The sequence below is a fragment of the Burkholderia sp. Bp9090 genome (assembly GCF_003857985.1).
GTDB lineage: Bacteria > Pseudomonadota > Gammaproteobacteria > Burkholderiales > Burkholderiaceae > Burkholderia.
The window spans coordinates 79,334-100,177 of record NZ_QTPV01000020.1; the positions used below are offsets into that span (position 1 = coordinate 79,334).

Genomic DNA, 20,844 nt, shown 5'->3' on the forward strand with positions numbered 1-20,844 from the left:
CGAAACCGGTCGCGTTGCATGCGTGAAACGTTTATCGAGACAATTTCGGACCGTCTCGACGCGCCGATTTTGGCATCCCGGCCCGGTGTCCATTTGCGGCGGATGGTACAGAACTAGCTTGAAAGCCAACTGTCCGGTTTCGTTTCATTAACCGGGGTATTAAACGCAAAAAAAATAACGACATAACACCCGATTCTAAATCGGGCAATGGGGCGTGCTCGTTTCGTTAACGAGAATCCAATTTGCATATCAAAGGATGAAAATCATGCCCTCGCATCGCAATCGATTTTTTCGAATCGGGTTGAGCACCGTTGGGCTACTCCTTGCATTGAGTCCCGCGCTCGTCATCACCAGCGCGGTTCAGCATGCGAGTGCGCAGCAGACGAACCAGTCGTCCGGCGGCAAGATCAAGCCCCCGCCATTGCCAAACGGCTCTGCCCAAGTCAACGTGAAACCCGGCATGTCCGATGAGGATTGGGACAAGGCATACAAGGAGACGGGGCGCCCGAAGTTCAGCAGAAATTCCGTCAAGAAGCACGGCGGCAACATCGAACGCGACTAGGGAGATACGGCCATGAAAAAGATCTTGATCGTCATAGCCCTGCTTGCCGGACTCGCGCAAATGACATTGCCGGGCACGGCGCACGCGCAGACCACGACCGCACATACGCTCGTGTTATACGACAACCCGGCCAACGACCCGTTTTCGAAGCTCGGCCTGATGTACAGCATCATGTTGAGGAACCTGCTCGGCCACTTCAATACGACCGTCGACCTGGTACCGATACAGAACTACACGTCCGGCATGATCGGGAGCCACGACGCCACGTTCTATATCGGCGACTATTACAACAACCCGATTCCGACGGCGTTCATGAGCGACGTGATGACCGCCACGAAAACCGTGGTCTGGTTCAAGTACAACCTGTGGCAGCTCGCGTGGAACACGGCCTATACGTTCAACCAGACTTTCGGGTTCAGCTTCCTGGGCCTTGCCGGGATGAACGCGACGCCTTCGTCGAGCAATCCGAATCCCGGCTTCTACGACACCGTCACGTACAAGAACCTGGCGATGGTCAAGTACTACGCGTTCGACGCGTCGACCGGCGCCATCAACGCGGACCCGGATGTCGGCCTGACCCAGGTCCTCGATGCCACCAAGGCGCAAGTGCTCGTCACCATCAAGAACAGCAAGAGCGGCGCAACGACGCCCTACGTCATGCGCTCCGGCAAGTTCTGGTACTTCGCGGACATGCCGTTCTCCTACATCGGCCCGACGGATCGCTACCTGGTGATATGCGACATCCTGCACGACATCCTGCAGACCAATGCACCGGTGAATCATCGTGCACTGGTCCGCCTCGAGGATCTGGACGCATTCACGACGACGAGCTCGATGAGGCAGCTGTCGGACTATCTGTACTCGAAGAGGATCAAGTTCACGATGGCGACCATTCCGTTGTATACCGACCCGAACGGGTATTACAACGGCGGCGTGCCGGAGACGATTCACCTCGCACAGGCAACGGGCCTCAAGAGCGGGTTGAACTACGCGCTCCTGCGTGGCGGCTCGATCGTGATGCACGGCTATACGCACCAGTATGACTCGACGCCGAATCTTCAGAATGCGGTGAGCGGCAGCGACTTCGAGTTCTGGTACGCAGTCCAGAATCGTCCGGTCGACGAGGACTCGGTGCAATGGGCGAAAGGCAGAATGGCCGACGGCCTGCTCGAATTCACGCTCAACGGCTACAAGATCGTCGGCTGGGCTGCGCCGCAGTACCAGATGTCGCCGATGGCATCAACAGCCACGGCGCAGACGTTCCCGACCACGTTCCAGCGGGCCGTCTACTACACGTCGACCAATCCGCAGATCGGGACGGGCGCGCCCAACCAGGACTTTTCTGCCGGGCAATTCTTCCCGTACATCATCAACTCCGATTACTACGGGCAACGAATCATTCCGGAGAACCTGGGCAGCCTTCAATACAACATCTGCAGTAAAGACCCGTTCTCGTGCATCACGTACACGTGGCAGCAAATCGTGACCAATGCGCAATACGGTCTGGCGGTGCGGGACGGCTTCGCGTCGTTCTTCTTCCATCCGTACTGGCTCGAGCCCGATCTCGGACTGCCCGCCTTCCAGGACTTCCAGAGTATCGTGACGGGCATCACGAATCTCGGCTACACATGGGCGGACGGCACGACGGCCAAGTGACGCGAGCCGGTGGAAGCCTCGTGCGACCCGCAGCAGCAAGGCGGGTCGCACGTTTGCATGTGATCGGCTACGATGTCGCGCAGGAATGCTTCCGGGGAGGCCGCGATGATCACGTACGCCATCCCGGCCTTGCGCGGGATTCGACTGCGTCTGGGCCGGTTCCGGCACGCAGGCCGGCCACGCCGGCGCGCGCGCGCGCCGCGTTCGTCCCGCGCGGCGATGCTCGCGGCCGTCGGGGCATCGCTCGCCGTGGCCGCGTGCAGCTGGACGGCGCATGACGTGCATGCCGACGGAATCGTCTGGCAGGTCGACAACGCGACGACGAATCCCGTCGGGAACTGGCAACAGCTCGGCGTGCACGATCTGTTGATCCAGTGGAGCGTTGTCGACGATACCGCGTACGTGCCCGACGCCGGCATCCGTCCCGCGGCACACCTTCCCGACTGGGGGCGCATCGGCCGCGAACCCTGGGCCAGAAACGTCATCCTGGGCCTCGCCGGTTACCAGGATGAAAAGCGAGCACGCACCCATCTGTCGACACTCGCGGACCAGTCCCTGGCGGTAGCGCGCACGCACGTTCCGCTGAATGTCACCGGCTACTACTTCCCGGTCGAAATCGACCCGACCTGGCAGGACGCGCCGAAGCTTGCCGATATCCTGAAGCGACTGCCGCGTCCGCTGTGGGTGAGCGTCTACGACCAGACCAACATCGGCGGGAAGGCGCTGGCGGACTGGCTCGTGTCGTGGCTGCCGTCGGACGTCGGGGTGTTCTTCCAGGACGGCTGCGGCGTCTATGCGCGCGAACCCTACGTCGCGCGCGCCTATGTCGACGAGCTGACCTCGCGCCTCGGAAAGCAACGTGTGCGGGTAATCGCGGAGGCCTTCCGGCCCGCCGAGCACGGGGGATTCCGGGCGGCCAGCGCCGACGAATTGAGCAGGCAGCTGACAACCTACCGTGGCTATCAAGTCTATCTGTTCGATGGCCCGCACTATGTGTCGGACAACCTCACACGCGAACTCCTCACGCGTCCGGCCAAGCCACCCGCGGCCGAGCCGGCCAAAACGAGTCCCTGATCCTGCTACGCCGTGCTGCAATGCGGGGAGCGAGCCTCAGGGTGCCCGGCAGCAGGTAAGCAACGCCCCGCCGAAACGGCGGGGCGCGATGCCCGACAGATGCTGCGCGGGCAATGGGCGAGCAGGACACGCGCGGCCGCATCGACGATTCGTTTCGATGCACGTGCCGGTCATCCGGTTGAACGCGCGAAGGTGCGTTGCAGGTCAGAACTCCATGTCGAGTTCGTCGATGTCTTCGTGCTCCGCCTTCGCGGCATCGATCCACTCCGCCACGAACGGATGCGCGAGCATGCGCATGCAGTACTCGGCAATATCGGGTTCGAGTTTCACGTCGTACGTCAGGAATCGCGTGACGACCGGCGCGTACATCGCATCTGCGATGCCGATCTGCTCGCCGAACAGCCAGGGGCCGCCATACGCGGCCAGACACGCGCGCCAGATCGTCACGATGCGCTCGATGTCGTGCTGCGCACGCGACCAGATCCGGAAGCCGGGAAAATGCGCACGCAGGTTCATCGGCAGCGCGGAGCGCAGCGCACTGAAACCGGAATGCATCTCGCCGCAGATCGACCGGCAATGCGCACGCGCACGCCGGTCGTCGGGCAGCAGCCGCGCCTGCGGCCGGATTTCGTTCAGGTATTCGGCGATCGCGAGCGTGTCCCATACCGTGCTGCCGTCGTGTGTCAGGCACGGCACGAGAATCGACGGCGACAGCAGCAGCAGTTCCGCGCGCGATGCCGCATCGATCGGCACGCTGATCGTCTCGAACGCGAGGCCGCTCAGCTTCGCGAGCAGCCAGCCGCGCATCGACCACGACGAGTAATTGCGGCTGCTGATGGTCAACGTCGTCTGTCCGGTAACGTCCATGTCGCTCCCCTGCTGATTGCCGTTCGTACCCCTGCACCGAAAGCGCGCGCCACGCCGTGCGAAGCGCACCACGCCTGTGCGAAGCATTCGCCGAAGTGGCGCAGCGCGCTGCCCGGCGCAGCGACACATCGAGTACGCCGAGCGTCGTTGGCAACGGCGGCGCATCGCATTCGGTCGTCGGGCCCCACGCGCCGCATGCATCGCCGCATGAGACGCCGCGCGCGTCGCCACGCGTATCGCCGCATTCGCAAACCCCGTGCAACGCGCGTGCCAGCCGCACGCTGGCATACGGCTTGCCTCGCTCGACGTAACGCGACGCAACGAACGACGGCCATGAACCTGCTTGCCTATCCTTTCTACCAATGGTCTGCCGAATGCCTGCGTCCGGCGCGCGCATGGGCGGCCGCCACGCGCGCGACGATGTCGCTGTGGCCGCCCGCCACGTCGACCCCGACGGGCCGCATGGTCGACGCGCTGTGCGAACTGCTCGAATGCTGCGCGTTCTCGCACCGGCGTCCGGCGTTCGGCATCGCGTCGACCGTCGTCGACGGCGAAGTGGTGCCGATCGTCGAGGAAGCCGCGGCGGCCACGCCGTTCGGCACGCTGCTGCATTTCCGCAAGGCGCGGCCGGTGGCGCGCCAGCCTCGCGTGCTGATCGTCGCGCCGATGTCCGGGCATTTCGCGACGCTGCTCCGCGGCACGGTCAGCACGATGCTGGCCGATCACGACGTGTACATCACCGATTGGCACAACCCGCGCGACATCCCGCTCGCGGCGGGCCGCTTCGGCTTCGACGAATACGTCGGGCACGTGATCGATTTCATTCGCCACATCGGCCCGGATGCGCACGTGCTCGCGATCTGCCAGCCGACCGTCGCCGCGCTTTCGGCGGTCGCGCTGATGGCCGCCGCCGGCGATCCCGCCCAACCCGCGAGCCTGACGTTGATGGCGGGGCCGATCGACTGCCGCGTGAATCCGACGAAGGTCAACGCGCTCGCCACGAGCCGGCCGATCGAATGGTTCGCGCGCAACCTGATCAGCGTGGTGCCGGCCGGCTTCGTCGGGGCGCAGCGCTGCGTGTATCCGGGCTTCGTGCAGGTCGGCGCGTTCATGTCGATGAATCCCGACCGCCATGCGGCGTCGTTTTCCGACCTGTACTACGAGCGCGCGAAAGGCGACCCCGCGAAGGCCGACACGCTGCGCCACTTCTACGACGAATACTTCGCGACGGCCGACCTCACCGCGGAGTTCTACCTGGAGACGGTCGAGAAGGTATTCCAGCAATACGCGCTCGCGCGCGGCGAGCTGACGGTCGGCGACCGGCTGGTGGAACCGGCCGCGATCCACCGCACCGCGCTGTTGACGATCGAGGGGGAGAAGGACGACATCTGCGCCGTGGGCCAGACGGTGGCCGCGCAGGAGCTGTGTTCGGGATTGCCGCCGTACCTGAAAACGCATCACGTGCAGACGGGCGCGGGCCATTATGGCGTGTTCAACGGCGGCCGCTGGGAAACGCAGATCTATCCGATCGTGCGCGCGACGATCCACGACAACGAGCCGTACGATCGCACCGCCATTACGGACGGCAGCGCGAGCGGTGCGCACTACGTGACGCTGCGGGCGTTGCTCGACGCGCGCGCGGCCGGTCGCGACGCGACGGCGGCCGCGGCGCCATCCGATCACGTGCACTGAGCCCGCGCGGGATGGCAACGCTCGGTGCGGCACACCGGCGTTGCGCTCGAATCGCCCCGCCCGCACGGCGGGGCGCGGTGCCGGGCAGTGCGCGAGCGGCAACGCTCGCGCATTCCGCCGGTGTTACGAACAGACCTTGCCGTGCGACGCGTGGTAGCCCTTCGCCTTCGCATCGGCTTCCGACATGTAGCTGCCGTGCTTCGTCTTGCCGTAGTACTTGTCGGTCGAGCAATGGTAGACCTTCGTGCTGTCGTTGGCCCACACCTTGCCCGCGCCGCCGCCGGGCGCCGCCGCGGCGGTCGTCGCGGGCGCGCTCTTCGCCGGGGCGGCGCCGGATGCGGCGGAAGCGACAGCCGCGCTCGCGGGGGCCGCGGCCGGTGCGCTCGCCGCGGCTGCCGACGCTGCGCCATACCACGTCTTCACGCCCTTGTGGCCGGCGCACGCGCCCTTCTTCGACGCGCCCGAGTAGAACGAGCCGTCCTTGCACAGCCCGGTCGTACCGGCCGGCGCGCTGGCCGGAACCTGTGCGAACGCACCGATCGACACACCCATGCCCGCGACGAACGCGGCGATCAACATCGTCTTTTTCATAATCCTCTCCTGATATGCCTGAACGGGAAAAGCGTCCCGACGCTTTGCCGGGAATAACGCGTCACGGGTCAACGGACCCAGCGGCACACGCGGTGATGGTGGTGATCGAAATGGCACACGCGGTGCGAATGGGCTTCGGCCAGCGCCGGCACGAGGGTGGCACAGGCGACGGCCGTCACGGTCAGGATCTTCGCGATGCGGGTCATGGACATTCTCCTGGGTAGGCCAGCCGGTGGTCCGGCTGTTACGTCCTTAACGCCGGTCGCCGACGCGCCGTGCACCGCACCTGCATCGAATTGACGATCTTTGACACGGTGTAACGAAACATCACGCGAAGCTGACAAATTGCCACCTGTCTTTTCGATTTCCTTACGCGGCAAATGCTTCGGATGTCGAATGACCCGGTCAGAACCCGAAGCCCGGACAGGATCCATAAAAAAACCGCCCGAAGGCGGTCTTTCTCGGGCACGCGGATGCCTCGCATCCGATGCGACGGAGGGCTACGCGCCCGCGTCGCCCCACGGCGTCGGCGCCGGCACCGCGCATGGCCCTTCGACGTCGATCGACTTGAAATCGGCCGGCCCGACGATCTCCAGGTACTCCATGTCGGGCGAGTAGTCGAACAGGTAGTGCACGATTCCCGGCGCCTGGTGCACGCAGTCGCCGGCGCTCACCAGCGTCTCGCGATCGCCGTACATGAAGCGCGCCCAGCCCTTCAGCATCATCACGATGTGGAACTCGGCCTCGTGACGGTGCCAGCCGGTGCCCGCCGCCGGTGCATGATTCGCCCTGACGAGTTGCGCGACGACCTTGCCGTTCGTCGCGGCCGCGATGCCGAGATCGCGATACAGGAAGAAGTCGCGCAGGCCTTCGCCTTGATATGCGGTGTCCTGCGGCTTCACGTGGGAAAACGCGGTAGGGGTCGGCGTGCTCATCGCGGCGCTCCTCGATCGAAAGAGTCGTCCGAAACAAGCATTTAGCGTTCCAGGCTGCGGCGGCCCCCGCTTACTTGAGCCGCCCCGACAGGAACTGCCCGAGCCGCTCGCTCTTCGGGTTGACGAGAATCTCCCGCGGATCGCCCTCTTCCTCGATCTTCCCCTGGTGCAGGAAGATCACGTGATTCGACACGTTGCGCGCGAAACCCATCTCGTGCGTGACGACGACCATCGTGCGGCCTTCCTCGGCGAGCTTCTGCATCACCTTCAGCACTTCGCCCACCAGTTCCGGGTCGAGCGCCGACGTCGGCTCGTCGAACAGCATCACTTCGGGCTCCATCGCGAGCGCACGCGCGATCGCGACACGCTGCTGCTGGCCGCCCGACAGGTGCGACGGATACATGCCTTCGACGCGCGGCGCGAGCCCGACCTTCTCCAGATACTTGCGTGCCCGCGCAACGGCCTCTTCCTTGCCGATCCCCAGCACGGCCATCGGTGCCTCGATCACGTTCTCGAGCACCGTCATGTGCGACCACAGGTTGAAGTGCTGGAACACCATCGACAGCTTCGTGCGCATCCGCTGCAGCTGCTTCTGGTCGGCCACGCGCAGCGAGCCGTTACGGTCGCGCGCGGTCTGGATCGGCTCGCTGCCGATCGTGATCTGCCCCGAGCACGGCTGCTCGAGGAAGTTGATGCAGCGCAGGAACGTGCTCTTGCCGGAGCCGCTCGAGCCGATGATGCTGATCACGTCGCCGGCCTTCGCCTTCATCGATACGCCCTTCAACACCTCGTTGTCGCCGAACTTCTTGTGCAGGTTGTCAACGGTGAGCTTGTACATGCTTGGTCCTTCCTTGCGAATGCATTAGTGGCTGCGCGGCGAGAGGTACGCGAGCCAGCGCGTCTCGAGCTTGCGGAACGCCCAGATGAGCGTGAACACGACGATGGCGTACAGCACGGCGGCGATGCCGTAGGCCTGGAACGACATGTACGTCGCGGAGTTGACGTCGCGCGTGACCTTCAGGATGTCGGGCACGGTCGCGGTGAACGCGAGGGTCGTCGCGTGCAGCATCAGGATCACTTCGTTGCTGTAGCTCGGCAGTGAGCGGCGCAGCGCGGACGGCAGGATGATGCGCGTATAGAGCTTGAAGCGCGACATTCCGTAGGCCATCCCGGCCTCGATCTCGCCGGCCGACGTGGCCTTGATCGCACCCGCGAAGATCTCGGTCGCATACGCGCATTCGTTCAGCACGAACGCGAGCAGCGTGCAGTTCATCGCGTTGCGGAAGAACGTGTCGAGCAGCACGTGGTTGTGCACGACCTGCAGGCTGTAGATGCCGGTGTAGCACATCAGCAGCTGTACGTAGAGCGGCGTGCCGCGGAACACGTACGTATAGAGCCACACGGGGCCCGAGATCCAGCGGTTCGACGACGCGCGCGCGATCGCGAGCGGCACGGCGAGCGCGAAGCCGAACGCGATCGACACGACCAGCAGCCACAGCGTGATCGCGAGGCCGCTGAAGCGGTAACCGTCGGTATAGAGATAGCTTTGCCAGTACTGGCTGACGAGTTCGATCACAGTGCAAGCCTCCGGACGCCGACGGAATAACGCTTCTCCAGGTGGTGCAGCACGACGTTCGACACCGTCGTGATCGCGAGGTAGATCGCGCCGGCCGCGAGCGTGAAGAAGAAGAAATCGAGCGTGCTCTTGCCGGCGTCCTGCGACGCCTTCACGACGTCGGCGAGGCCGATGATCGACACCAGCGCGGTGGCCTTCACGAGCACCTGCCAGTTGTTGCCGATACCCGGCAGCGCGAAGCGCATCATCTGCGGGAACAGGATGCGGTGGAACACGCGCCAGCCGCTCATCCCGTATGCGAAGCCCGCTTCGAGCTGGCCGCGCGGCACCGCGAGGAATGCGCCGCGGAACGTCTCGGTGAAGTAGGCGCCGTAGATGAAGCCGAGCGTCACGACGCCGGCCACGAACGGGTCGATGTCGATCTGGTCCCAGCCGAGCAGGTCGGTCGCGTCGTTCAGCAGGATCTGGATCCCGTAGAACAGCAGCAGCATCAGCACGAGATCGGGTACCGCGCGGATCAGCGTCGTATAGAACGTGCCGACCGACTTGAGCACGCGGTTGGTCGAGAGTTTCGCTGCCGCGCCCGCGAGGCCCAGTATCAGCGACGCGGCAAGCGACAGCACCGCGAGCTTCACGGTCTCGACCGTGCCGGCCCACAACAGCGGGCCAAATCCTTGGAAGATCATATAAGGGATCCAGAACGATGTGGCTGGATTGTCAATAGCCATTAACCGCGCATCAAACGAGTTCTGCGCACTACCTGATGCCGTCTGCTCATCAAGCCAGAGGCATCACGCGAAGCGGGCGGCGCGCGCCACGGCCGGTGCGCGCCGCGAAGGTGTCAGCCGCCGTACACGTCGAATGCGAAGTACTTCTTCTCGAGCTTCTTGTAGGTGCCGTCCTTGATCATGTCGGCGATCGCATGGTCGATCTTCGCCTTCAGGTCGGCGTCGTCCTTGCGCAGGCCGATGCCGGCGCCGTTGCCGAGCGTCTTCGGATCGTCGATGTCTTTGCCGGCGAATTCGAAGTTCGCGCCGCGCGGTGTCTTCAGGAAGCCGATATCGGCCTGCACCGCGTCCTGCAGCGCGGCGTCGAGGCGGCCGGACATCAGGTCCTGGTACACGCCGTCCTGGTTCTGGTAAGGCACGACCTGCACGCCCTTCGGCGCCCAGTAGGCCTTCGCGTAGGTTTCCTGGATCGTGCCCTGCTCGACGCCGACCGACTTGCCCTTCAGTGATTCGGCCGTCGGCTGCAGGTTCGCGCCCTTCTTCGCGACGAGGCGCGTCGGCGTGTTGAACAGCTTGTCGGAGAACGCGATCTGCTCGGCACGCGCCGGCGTCATCGACATCGACGACAGCACGCCGTCGAACTTCTTCGCCTTCAGCGCCGGGATCATCCCGTCGAAGTCGTTCTCGATCCACACGCACTTCGCCTTCAGGCGCGCGCAGATCTCGTTGCCGAGATCGACGTCGAAGCCGACGACCTTGCCGCTTGCATCCTTCGATTCGAACGGCGGATAGCTGGCGTCGACGCCGAACCGGATCGTCGACCAATCCTTGGCGTGGGCACCGACCGCGAGGCAGGCAAGGGCAATACTGAGCGCGAGTTTCTTCATGGCGTTCCTGTCATAGGCGAACTGGGCACGGGTCCCGTCGGGCGTCGCCGCCGCGAACCCTTCCAACCGGGAGGTCATCCGTCAGACGACTCACCAAGTTGTACATACAACTTTGCCTTTTTCAGGTCACCGCCAGCAATCCGTGTTTATCTCTAATTGTCGGCGGATTGTTTACCTGAGCGAATTTTCCTTATATTTCAATTTGCTACACCTTACATGAAGCTGAATCCCTTGTTTCGGTGCGGATTCGGCACACCGTCGCCGCCCATGCATTTGTCTATACTTTTCGTTTGCCGGGCCCGCCGGCGCGGCGGCCGCGGCCCGTACGGGCCCCGCGGGCCCTTGGCCCGCGCGCCGGATGCGGGCCGGAATAACCCGAATCCCGGGCCCACAGTCGGGCCCGCGCGGCGTCGAACCCGGTACACTCCGCCCGGACACCGCACGAAGGCCCGCGCGCGACGGCACGCGGCCGCCGTCTCTCGAACAGCAATGCAATGACCACACCGATCTATCAGGAAATCAAGGACTTCATCCTCGCGCGCATCCATGCGGGCGAGTGGGCGGAAGGCGACCAGGTGCCGTCGGAAAACGAGCTCGCGCGCGAATTCAACGTCGCGCGGATGACGGTCAACCGCGCGCTGCGCGAACTGACGGCCGAGCAGGTGCTCACGCGCACGCGCGGCTCGGGCACGTATGTCGCGTCGCCGAAATACGAATCGACGCTGGTGGCGATCCGCAGCATCTCGGACGAAGTCGCCGCGCGCGGCCATGGGTATCGCGCGCAGGTGCTGGAGGTCGGCGCGGCCATCGCCGACGCGAAGCTCGCCGACGAGCTGCGGCTCGACGCCGGCAGCCCGATCTTCCACTCACGCGTGCTGCACTTCGAGAACGACACGCCGGTGCAACTCGAGGAACGCTGGGTCAATCCCGCCTGCGCGCCCGAATACGCACTGCAGGACTTCACGACGACGACGCCGAACCAGTACCTCACGCGCGTCGCGCCGCTGCAGCGGGTCGAATACCGGATCGAGGCCGCGATGCCCGATGCGCAAACGCGCCGCCACCTGACGATGGACGAACGCGAGCCCTGCCTGCTGCTGCATCGGCGCACGTGGTCGCAGGGGATGGTCGCGTCGGTGGCCAATCTGTGGCACCCGGGCAGCCGCTACCGGTTCACCGGGCATTTCTGACGCGGCGCCGGCGCGTTCACCGCATGCCGGGCCGCCCCCAGCGCTCGATCGCGGCGACCGCCCGCCGCACGCCGTCCTCCCGTGCGATCCGCGCGCCGAGTCCGGCGGCGCGCGCCTGCGTGTCGGCATGCGCCGCGAACGCGATCGCGCGTGCGAGCGCGGCGGCGTCCATGCGCCGGCCCGCCACCGGCGCATCGGCCACACCGAGCCGATGCAGCCGGTTCGCCCAGAAGAACTGATCGCCCGCGAACGGCACGACGACCGACGGAATGCCCGCCCGCGCGGCCGAATGCGTGGTACCCGATCCGCCGTGGTGGATCGCCATCGATACATGCGGAAACAACCGGTCGTGCGGCGTCTCGCCGACCACGCACACGTGCGCCGGCAGCATCGACGCATCGATGCCGCTCCAGCCCGGGTGGAACAGCGCGCGCCGGCCGTCGAGCGCCTGCAGCAGCGCGCCGACCATCGCGGCGCGATCGAACCCGGCCATGCTGCCGAAGCCGATGTACACGGGCGGATCGCCCGCGCCGAGAAAGGTCGCCAGCGCGGGCGGCGGCGTCCACGCCGGCGCGTCGGCGTGCCACTGACCGCAGGCCTGCACGTGCGACGGCCAGTCGGCCGGATCGGACAGCAGCACGGGCGACACGCCGTACAGCATCGGATGATCGGTCCAGACGTGCCGGCGCGCCGGCAGGCCGCACACGCTGGCGCGCGCTGCATTGGTCGCGTTCCTGAACGCGTGCCACAGCAGCGCGTTCACGAGCCGATGGCTCGCGCGATTCAGCCAGCGCGGCACCTTGCCGGGCGGCAGGAACGGCGACGCGAATGCCGCGGTCGGCGTGATCGGAATCATCCCCGTGCCGATCGCCGGCACGCCGCGATACTCGGCGACCGACAGCCCGACGAACGACGCCAGCCCCGACACCAGGATCGCATCGCAACCGGCCGACGCGGCCGCGACTTCGCGCATCCATGCCGCCGTGTTCGCATTCGCGATCGCCGCGAGCGCCTTCGACGTGTCGTTGAAGCCGCCGCGCCCGCGCACCGCGTCGGACAACGCACCATCCGGCGCGATCGCCGCGCGGATATCGCCGGACAACGGCGCGCACGGCACCCCGAGAGCGGCGGCCGAACCGAGCGTCGCGGCGTCGGCCAGCAACCGTACCTCGTGGCCCGCATCCAGCAGCGCACGGCCGAGCGCCGCGAGCGGACGCGTGTCGCCTTCGGTGCCGTAAGTGACGATGACGAGCTTCATGCGTGAACTCCCCCTGCACGATGCAGGCAAGTGGATTCATAAAAATGCACGTCGTATACTAATGTAATTCGTGCACTTTCATTCGATACCGAACCATGCCGACGACGACCGACGATCCGGGCCGCCGCGCACGCAAGCGCATCCAGATGCTCGCGCATCTCGCCGACACCGGCGCCCGCCTGTTCGATGTGCATGGCTACGATGCCGTGACGATGGAGCAGATCGCCGCGCAGGCCGATGTCGCGAAACGAACGCTGTACAACCACTTTCCGACGAAGGAAGCCGTGCTCGCGCACTGGCTCGAAGGCGAACTCGCGCGCGACCTCGCGCACCTGCAGCGCGACGTCGCGCGACGGAAGACCTTCGCGTCGCGGATCGCCTGCGTGCTCGACGCGTCGGCCGCGTGGTGCGAGCAGCACCCGGTGTACCTGCTCGCCTACCTGCGGCATCGGTTCCTGAGCATCGGCGTGACGGAAGCGGAAAGCGGGAAGGACGACGGCAGCGACATCGCGCTCGTGTGGCAGCAGCTGATCGCGGCCGGACAGCAGGCGGGCGAACTGGACCCGGCGCTGGCGGCCGACCAGCTCGCCACGTGGTTCCATCATCTGTATCTCGCGGCGATGCTGCGCTGGCTGACCGTGCCGGAGTTGTCGCTGAAGCGGGAATTCCGGTCGGTCGCGAAGCTGTTCGTCGAAGGCGCGCAAGCGAAAGGCTGAGCGGCCGCCCAAGCGACGCTCGGGCAGGAAGGTGCGCGCGCATCGAACGTGCACGGCGCGCCGACGCAATTCACGCGCACGCCGGGCGCGCTGCGCGCTGGCCTGCGATCTGGAACACCATCCGGAATCGCTGCTGCCCGGCAACGCGGGCGACACGCAACCGGCCGACGCGTCGCGCTCCGCGAGCGAAAACCGCTGAACGCTTCGCGCGATGCGCCGGGATTTTTACAACGCATGCACGCACGGGATGCCAAATCTTCCGCGCAGCAGTATGCTGATGTCGTACGGCCCCGCGATGCCTCGGGCAATCCCTTAGTCCGCACGTCGTCGCGCCGCCGTCGCGACCGCAATCATGCGTTTGCAAGGAGGGCTTCGTGATGGCTACCATGCATCAGCACTTCCACCTCGAACTACGGCACGCCACGGCGCCGACGTATTTCATCAGCTACCTGTTTCCCGCCTTGCTGTTCGTCTACGAACTGCTGCGCGTCGGCCAATGGATCCGCGATCACGGGATGCAATTCGCCGCGTTCAAGCAGATGGGTTACGAGTACCTGCTGATGCTGCTGTTCGTCGGGCTGCAGATCGTCGTCGAGGCGATCTTCCTGCTCGGCGCCGCGATGCGCCGCGACAATCGCGACTTCGAACACCGGTTGCCGAACGTGGTCCTCGGCATCGGCTGCTCGATCGCGATTCTCGCGCTCGATCTCGCGATCCAGCTGTCGTTCTGAGCGCCGGCGGGCTCGGCCCGCCGGTCGCATCGCGCGCCTGCGCCCGGCCGTTCAGGCGAGCGCGCCGCGCAGGAACGTCGCCACGGCCGCGAGTACGTCGCCGCTCCGCTCGCGATGCGGCATGTGTCCGCATCCGTCGAGCAGCAGGAACGACGACGGCCCCGCGACGCGCGCGGCGATCCGCTTCGGATGCACGTCCGACCCGTATTCGTCCTGCTCGCCGTGAATCGCGAGCGTCGCGCAGCGCACGCGCGGCAGCGCGTCGTCGAGACTCCAGTCGCGAAACGCCGGCGACAGCCACGTGCCGACCCACGCATGCAGCACCCATTCGGCCTTGTCGCCGTGATAACGCACGAGCCGCTCGAGCTGGCCGGGCGCGTCGAACTGCTGCCCCGCCTCGCGAATGCCGTCGAGCGTGCGATCCTCGACGAACGCCTGCGCGGCGACCGTCACGAGCGCGCGGCAACGCGCGGGATACGCGGCCGCGCAGCTGACCGCCATGCCGCCGCCGACGCTGTGCCCGAACGCCACGAACGCATCGATGCCGAACCGTTCGAGCAGCGCGCGAAAGCCCTGATCGGCCTCGTCGCGCACGAACGTCGTGCCGAGCTGTCCCGGATGGCGGTCGGACCGGCCGAAGCCGAGCCGGTCGTATGCGATCACGTCGCGTTGCGTGGCGCGCGCGAGTTGCGCGGGGAAGTCGCGCCAAAGTTCGACACAGCCGAGCGAATCGTGCAGCAGCACGATCGGCGCGGCCGGCATAGGTGCGGCCTGCACAGGCGCGGCTGGCCCGGTCGCGGCCGTCGCCCGCGCGGGCACACCGCGCCAGCGCTTCGCGAAGAGACGCCCTTGCGGCGTCTCGACCCAGGTCTCCTCGGTCACGATTTCAGTCATGTGCATGTCATCGTCTGCATGAAGGCTGCATGAAGGCGGCCGCACGCGGGCGGACCGCAGAATGCCGACGATGGTGGCCCGCCGACGCGCGCGGCGTCAAGCAAGCCCCCACCGCCCGCGCGCTCATTCGGGCTGCGGCGGCAGATACTCCATCTGCGACTCGTCGTACAGCCGGTAGATCAGCGCCTGCATCGCGCGGATGTCCTCCGATTCGTCGAGCATCCGCATGCTCATGATGATCGGCGACACGAGTTTCGGATCGTCGAGCGGCTTGTAGCTGATGTCGTCGCGCTTCAGCCCGTACACGCTGTGCGGCACGACCGACACGCCTTCGCCCATCGCGACGAGCCCGAGCGCGATCTGCAGTTCGCGCGTCTCGTAGATCTTGCGCGGCTGCAGCGCGCGATCGTGGAATGCCGCGAGCACCTGGTCCGCATAGCTCGGCCGCGGCGCCTTCGGGAAGATGATCAGCGTGTCGTTCACGAGATCGTGCAGCGACAGCACGGGTTTCGCGCCGTCGAGCACGTGACCGACCGGTAGCGCGACGATCATCCGCTCCTCGCGCAGCACGACGCGCCGCACGCTCGGATCCTCGTGACGGATGCGCCCGAAGCCCACGTCGATGCGCCCTTCCTTCAGCGCCTTGATCTGGTCCATCGTCGACATCTCGTGCAGGCTCAGCTCGACGGCCGGATACTCGCTGCGAAAGCGCCGGATGATCTTCGGCAGCATCCCGTACAGCGTCGAGCCGACGAAGCCGACCGACATGCTGCGCTCGATCTTGCCGACCCGCTTCGTCATCGATTCGAGCTCGGTGGTCTGCGCGAGCAGCTGCACCGCGTGCGAATAGAAGAACCGCCCCGCGTCGGTCAGCTTCAGCGGCCGCGCGTTGCGCTCGAACAGCGGCACGCCGAGCGCGTCCTCGAGCTGCTGGATCTGCCGGCTGAGCGGCGGCTGCGCGATGTGCAGGCGCTCGGCCGCGCGCGTGAAATTCCGCTCCTCGGCAACCGCGACGAAGTAGCGGAGGTGTCTCAACTCCATGTTTGAACCCTCCCGGACAGGCCACGGACGTTCATTCGGCCCCGCGCGCACACGTGCCGCGCCGGTCGTCCCGTGAGCGCCTGCTCCCGATGCCATGACGATACCTCAGCCCGCGCCGATACCGGCGCGAGCCGCGCCGCGCCCGCCCTCGCGGGCGGCGCACCGCGCAAAGCCGCAAAGCAAAACGGGAAGCCGCCAGGCTTCCCGTTGCTTCATCGACGCCGCGTCGCGGCAGCGTCCCGACCGCGCGTCATGCCTCGGTCGCGTACAGCGCATCGCGCTGCGCGTCGCTCAGCGAGTCGAGCGGCACGTCCGGCAGCCGATAGCAGATCATCGTGCCGTACAGCTCGGCCAGGCAGTTGCTGCCGGCGTCGAGCGCGTAGCCGTCCTCGCCGTCCGGCGCCGGCGGATACACTTCGCGCCACGCATTGATCGCGGCTTCGATTCGCACGATGGAAACGGGTCCGGCCTTCCGCTCGGCGGGTGATGCGCTCATGGATTCCTCTGGATTGCGCGCTCCGCGGGCCGGGCCGGCCGCGGCGGAACGATGGAAACGCCGGGCGCCGCCGGCCGCCGCAACAGGCGCGCGCCGGATGCCCGATCCGCGCCGCGCTCGTCGCGCCGGCCGGGCCGTGGCCCGGTAGGGTCGGGAAATATAACCGGCTTTGACCCCGTGCAGCGCAAAGCCGACAAAAAAAGCGGGTTCGGCGCCGGCTGGAACGGTATCGGGAACGACGCACGCGTCGGCTGCCGACGTCGGCGGCACACCGCGTCGCCCGGACGTCCCAACGAAAAACGGGAAGCCCGCGGGCTTCCCGTTTTCATCGCGCACCACGCGGCCGGTGGCCGCACCGGCATCAGCCGACGGTTTCGCGGTTCTCCACGCGCTGCAGCTGCGCGCTGCGGTTCGCGGCCGCCCACGGCGCGATCTCCATGTCCTCGTAGCGCACGAAGCGGCTCTTGTTCAGGAGCCGGTAGCCGAGCCACACGACGAGGAACAGCGGAATGCCGACGTAGGTCGCGGCCACGCCCGCCCAGTCGATCCGGTTCGCGAGAAACGCCTGGTAGTCCTGGCCGAGCGCGATCACGAGACACAGCACGAACGCGAACAGCGGGCCGAACGGAAACCACTTCGACTGGTACGGCAGCTGGTCGACCGCGTAACCCTGCTTCACGTAGCCCTTGCGGAACCGGTAGTGGCTGATCGCGATGCCGAGCCACGCGATGAAACCCGTCATCCCCGACGTGTTCAGCAGCCACAGGTACACCGTCTTGTCGCCGTACAGCGACGTGAAGAAGCACAGCGCGCCGACGGCGGTCGTCGCGTACAGCGCGTTGCGCGGCACGCCGCCCGGCGACAGCTTCGCGAACAGCCTCGGCGCACGGCCTTCCGTCGCGAGGTTGTAGAGCATCCGGGTCGACGCGTACATGCCCGAGTTGCCGGCCGACAGCACGGCCGTCAGGATCACCGCGTTCATCACGCCGGCCGCGAACGCGAGGCCCGCGTGGCGGAACACGAGCGTAAACGGGCTCACGCCGATGTCGGTCACGTCGCTCTTCAGCAGGTTCGGGTCGGTGTAGGGAATCAGCACGCCGATCACGAAGATCGCCAGCACGTAGAACAGCAGGATGCGCCAGAACACCTGACGCACCGCGCGCGGGATCGTCGTGCGCGGGTTCTCCGATTCGCCGGCCGCGACGCCGATCAGCTCGGTGCCCTGGAACGAGAAGCCCGCGATCATCGCGACGCCCATCAGCGCCGGCAGGCCGCCCGCGAACGGCGCATCGCCGATCGTCAGGTTGCCCCAGCCGTTGCCCGGCGCGCCCTTCAGAATGCCGAAGATCATCAGCAGGCCGACGCCGATGAACGCGACCACGGTGACGACCTTGATCAGCGCGAACCAGTATTCGGCTTCACCGAAGCCGCGCACGGTCAGCGCGTTGAGCAGGAACATCACGCCGAGGAACGCGGCGCTCCACCAGACGCCCGGCACGTCCGGGAACCAGTAGTGCATCACGAGCTGCGCGGCGACCAGTTCGACCGCGATCGTCACGGCCCAGTTGTACCAGTAGTTCCAGCCGAGCGCGAAGCCGAAGCCTTCGTCGACGTATTTCGCGCCGTAGGTCGCAAACGAGCCCGACACCGGCATGAACGCGGCCATTTCGCCGAGGCTCGTCATCAGGAAGTAGACCATCAGGCCGATCAGCATGTACGCGACCATCGCGCCGCCGGGGCCGGCCTGCGAGATCGACGCGCCGGACGCGACGAACAGGCCCGTGCCGATCGAGCCGCCGATGGCGATCATCGTCAGATGGCGCGCCTTCAGCGCGCGATGAAGCTTGGGTGGGTTCGCGGACGAACCGGGTTGGTCGGAATTCGGGATTGCGGACATAAACGAGACGAACGTTGAGCGGGCCGGCATCCGGGGCCGGCGCATGCGGGATCGGGGCGCGCCGCGCCGCCTGCTGCAATGCACTTCGATGCGGCCCCGATACGCGTTGCGCGCCGGGCGCCGGCGGCGAAGCGCGGATTCTACCTGATTCGCCGTCGGAACCGCTCGAGTCCGGACACCCCGGCGCCGCATGCCGGCGCGGGGTGAGCCGCGACGGTGCACCTCCCCGCCCGATACGCAATCGCGCCGGCGCAATAGCCCGATCCTGTATTAAAACGACAAAATCGATCGATATGCCCTAATAATCAGACAAAATACCGTCCACCCATAATCGCGATTCAAATCGAAACGAACGCCCGGCTCAAGGTAATGATGCGTAATCGTTCCGAATCGGATTGGCGCATGCATGTTTTGCATCGAGCGGCGAATTTCGGGAATTCGCGAGATAATGCCGACTAATGCGAATTAATCAGAGCGCGGAATCGTCGACGAAGCACATATCCGCCGCCTGCCCCGAGGATGATGCCACCCACGCCGCTCGCTACGCTGCGCCGTCATACCGCGACGGCCGTGGCACGCATACTGTCGCCCCGCGGCGTGCTCGTCGCCGGCGTCGCGCTGCTGCTGTTCAGCTGGGGACTCTCGACGTCGCTTTTAATCGAGGCACGCCACGACGCGTATGACCATGCGGTCGAAAATGCGCGCAACCTGATGCTGCTGATCGAGCGCGATATTTCCCGCAATATCGAACTGTATGATCTTTCGCTGCAAAACGTCGTCGACGGGCTCGCCGATCCGGAACTGACGGCATTGCCGCCGCGCCAGCGTCACCGGCTGCTGTTCGACCGCGCCGCGACCGGCGCGTATCTCGGCGCCATTTTCGTAATGGATCCGCACGGCAATATCGTGATCGATTCGGCCGCATCGCCGCCGCGACAAGGCAATTTCGCCGACCGCGAGTATTTCACCGTGCATCGCGACCGGCTCGTGCAGGGCCTCTACATCAGCCGGCCCTATGCGTCCCGGCTGCGCGGCGGCGCGCTGACGATCGCGCTCAGCCGCCGGATCACGCTGGCCGACGGCCGTTTCGGCGGAATCGTCGTCGGCACGCTCAACATCGGCTACTTCCGCGCGCTGCTCGACGGGCTCGCGGTCGGCAAGCACGGCAGCGCGGCGATCGTCGAGGACAACGGCGCGCTCGTCTCGCGCCTGCCGTACGATCCGCGCGTGGTCGGCCTCGACCTTCACCACTCCCCGCTCTTCATCAAGGCGCAGCGCAGCAGCGAAGGCGTGTTGACGGGCGTCGGCGCGATCGACGACGTGCGGCGCATCTACGTCTACAAGCATCTCGCGCATCTGCCGCTGATCGTCGACGTCGCGCCCGCCGAGATCGACATCTACGCGCCGTGGCGCCATCGCGCGATCTGGACCGCAGTGCTGATGGGCCTGTTTACCGTGTTCATCCTGGGAGGCTCGCTCGCGCTGTCACGCGAACTCGAGCGCCGGCAGGTCACCAAGTTGAATCTGTACCGGCTCGCGCATACCGATTCGCTGACCGGGCTCGACAACCGCGGCACGTTCGATGCCGTGCTCGCGAAGGAGGCGCAGCGCGCGTCGCGCAGCGGCCGGCCGCTGTCGGTGCTGTTCGTCGACGTCGATCATTTCAAGGCGTTCAACGACTACTACGGCCACCTCGCCGGCGACGACGTGCTGCGCCGCGTCGCGCAATCCGCGTCGCGCTGCCTGCGCCGCGACAGCGACCACGTCGCGCGCTACGGCGGCGAGGAATTCGTCGTCACGCTGCCCGACACCGACGCGCAGGGCGCGGCGACCGTCGCCGAAGCGATCCGCCGTGCGATCGCCGGGCTCGACATCGCGCACGTCCGCAGCCCGTACGGGCACGTGACGGCGAGCATCGGCGCGGCGACCACCGCCGGCGGGCGCGTCAACGCCGCGACGCTGCTGCGGCAGGCCGACGCGGCGCTGTACCACGCGAAGTCCGGCGGCCGCAATCGCGTGTCGAACGCCGAGGCGAATACGGCCGACGCGTGAC

The 20,844-nt window shown here is 66.2% G+C and carries 21 protein-coding genes; 8 read left to right on the forward strand and 13 right to left on the reverse strand.

Annotation, left to right across the window (positions count from 1 at the left end; all coding sequences use genetic code 11):
• The first annotated feature begins 256 nt into the window (after positions 1-256).
• The 3 genes from DIE16_RS19455 (at position 257) to DIE16_RS19465 (ending at position 3,292) form a co-directional block, all read left to right on the forward strand.
• Entirely contained in the window at positions 257-562 is a 306-nt protein-coding gene (locus tag DIE16_RS19455; protein ID WP_260427333.1) for a hypothetical protein, read from the forward strand.
• A 12-nt stretch (positions 563-574) separates the two neighbouring features.
• The gene (locus DIE16_RS19460; RefSeq protein WP_124520336.1) at positions 575-2,218 is read left to right on the forward strand and encodes a DUF2334 domain-containing protein; all 1,644 of its coding nucleotides are present in this window, start codon (positions 575-577) and stop codon (positions 2,216-2,218) included.
• 105 nt (positions 2,219-2,323) lie between these two features.
• Complete coding sequence (locus tag DIE16_RS19465; RefSeq protein WP_124520337.1) at positions 2,324-3,292, forward strand: hypothetical protein; 969 nt, start codon at positions 2,324-2,326, stop codon at positions 3,290-3,292.
• A 204-nt stretch (positions 3,293-3,496) separates the two neighbouring features.
• On the opposite strand, the gene DIE16_RS19470 is transcribed toward DIE16_RS19465, so the two are convergent.
• Entirely contained in the window at positions 3,497-4,159 is a 663-nt protein-coding gene (locus DIE16_RS19470) for a glutathione S-transferase family protein (RefSeq protein ID WP_124488793.1), read from the reverse strand.
• Between the two features lie 333 nt (positions 4,160-4,492).
• On the opposite strand from DIE16_RS19470, the gene DIE16_RS19475 reads away from it, so the two are divergent.
• Positions 4,493-5,851, forward strand: coding sequence for a polyhydroxyalkanoate depolymerase (locus tag DIE16_RS19475; protein WP_124893245.1), 1,359 nt, complete (start codon positions 4,493-4,495; stop codon positions 5,849-5,851).
• A gap of 123 nt (positions 5,852-5,974) precedes the next feature.
• On the opposite strand, the gene DIE16_RS19480 is transcribed toward DIE16_RS19475, so the two are convergent.
• From DIE16_RS19480 to DIE16_RS19505, 7 genes are all read right to left on the reverse strand, one after another.
• The gene (locus tag DIE16_RS19480) at positions 5,975-6,442 is read right to left on the reverse strand and encodes a DUF3761 domain-containing protein (protein WP_124893247.1); all 468 of its coding nucleotides are present in this window, start codon (positions 6,440-6,442) and stop codon (positions 5,975-5,977) included.
• Between the two features lie 68 nt (positions 6,443-6,510).
• On the reverse strand, positions 6,511-6,648 hold the full coding sequence (locus DIE16_RS36640) for an HHHH-motif protein (RefSeq protein ID WP_185500349.1): 138 nt from the start codon (positions 6,646-6,648) through the stop codon (positions 6,511-6,513).
• A 294-nt stretch (positions 6,649-6,942) separates the two neighbouring features.
• Positions 6,943-7,377, reverse strand: coding sequence for a cupin domain-containing protein (locus DIE16_RS19485; protein WP_124488795.1), 435 nt, complete (start codon positions 7,375-7,377; stop codon positions 6,943-6,945).
• A 70-nt stretch (positions 7,378-7,447) separates the two neighbouring features.
• Positions 7,448-8,215, reverse strand: coding sequence for an ABC transporter ATP-binding protein (locus tag DIE16_RS19490; RefSeq protein WP_124488796.1), 768 nt, complete (start codon positions 8,213-8,215; stop codon positions 7,448-7,450).
• Between the two features lie 24 nt (positions 8,216-8,239).
• Positions 8,240-8,953, reverse strand: coding sequence for an ABC transporter permease (locus tag DIE16_RS19495; protein ID WP_044848076.1), 714 nt, complete (start codon positions 8,951-8,953; stop codon positions 8,240-8,242).
• Positions 8,950-9,639: an ABC transporter permease gene (locus tag DIE16_RS19500; RefSeq protein WP_044848077.1), complete on the reverse strand. Its 690-nt coding sequence runs from the start codon at positions 9,637-9,639 to the stop codon at positions 8,950-8,952. Before DIE16_RS19500 ends, DIE16_RS19495 begins: the two co-directional genes overlap by 4 nt.
• Positions 9,640-9,794: 155 nt before the next feature.
• Positions 9,795-10,568 carry an ABC transporter substrate-binding protein gene (locus DIE16_RS19505; protein ID WP_124488797.1) on the reverse strand — a complete coding sequence of 258 codons (774 nt, stop codon included), beginning with the start codon at positions 10,566-10,568 and terminating at the stop codon, positions 9,795-9,797.
• Positions 10,569-11,062: 494 nt separating this feature from the next.
• Between DIE16_RS19505 and hutC the strand changes: the two genes are divergently transcribed.
• The gene (gene hutC, locus DIE16_RS19510; RefSeq protein ID WP_044848079.1) at positions 11,063-11,758 is read left to right on the forward strand and encodes a histidine utilization repressor; all 696 of its coding nucleotides are present in this window, start codon (positions 11,063-11,065) and stop codon (positions 11,756-11,758) included.
• Between the two features lie 16 nt (positions 11,759-11,774).
• Here the strand turns inward: hutC and DIE16_RS19515 are convergent, their stop codons facing one another.
• On the reverse strand, positions 11,775-13,016 hold the full coding sequence (locus tag DIE16_RS19515; RefSeq protein ID WP_124893249.1) for a glycosyltransferase: 1,242 nt from the start codon (positions 13,014-13,016) through the stop codon (positions 11,775-11,777).
• Positions 13,017-13,111: 95 nt separating this feature from the next.
• Here DIE16_RS19515 and DIE16_RS19520 point away from each other — a divergent pair, with 95 nt between their 5' ends.
• Complete coding sequence (locus DIE16_RS19520; RefSeq protein ID WP_124528878.1) at positions 13,112-13,732, forward strand: TetR/AcrR family transcriptional regulator; 621 nt, start codon at positions 13,112-13,114, stop codon at positions 13,730-13,732.
• 377 nt (positions 13,733-14,109) lie between these two features.
• Positions 14,110-14,463: a hypothetical protein gene (locus tag DIE16_RS19525; RefSeq protein ID WP_044848115.1), complete on the forward strand. Its 354-nt coding sequence runs from the start codon at positions 14,110-14,112 to the stop codon at positions 14,461-14,463.
• Positions 14,464-14,514: 51 nt separating this feature from the next.
• On the opposite strand, the gene DIE16_RS19530 is transcribed toward DIE16_RS19525, so the two are convergent.
• From DIE16_RS19530 to DIE16_RS19545, 4 genes are all read right to left on the reverse strand, one after another.
• On the reverse strand, positions 14,515-15,357 hold the full coding sequence (locus DIE16_RS19530) for an alpha/beta fold hydrolase (protein ID WP_124893251.1): 843 nt from the start codon (positions 15,355-15,357) through the stop codon (positions 14,515-14,517).
• 123 nt (positions 15,358-15,480) lie between these two features.
• Positions 15,481-16,398 (reverse strand): LysR family transcriptional regulator, encoded by a 918-nt coding sequence (locus DIE16_RS19535; RefSeq protein ID WP_044848082.1) that lies wholly within the window; start codon positions 16,396-16,398, stop codon positions 15,481-15,483.
• Positions 16,399-16,648: 250 nt separating this feature from the next.
• The gene (locus DIE16_RS19540; protein ID WP_044848083.1) at positions 16,649-16,894 is read right to left on the reverse strand and encodes a DUF3717 domain-containing protein; all 246 of its coding nucleotides are present in this window, start codon (positions 16,892-16,894) and stop codon (positions 16,649-16,651) included.
• A 361-nt stretch (positions 16,895-17,255) separates the two neighbouring features.
• Positions 17,256-18,791, reverse strand: a complete 1,536-nt coding sequence (locus DIE16_RS19545; RefSeq protein WP_124488802.1) for an amino acid permease — start codon at positions 18,789-18,791, stop codon at positions 17,256-17,258.
• Positions 18,792-19,310: 519 nt separating this feature from the next.
• Here DIE16_RS19545 and DIE16_RS19550 point away from each other — a divergent pair.
• Positions 19,311-20,843 carry a diguanylate cyclase gene (locus DIE16_RS19550; protein WP_409364460.1) on the forward strand — a complete coding sequence of 511 codons (1,533 nt, stop codon included), beginning with the start codon at positions 19,311-19,313 and terminating at the stop codon, positions 20,841-20,843.
• Position 20,844 lies beyond the last annotated feature (1 nt).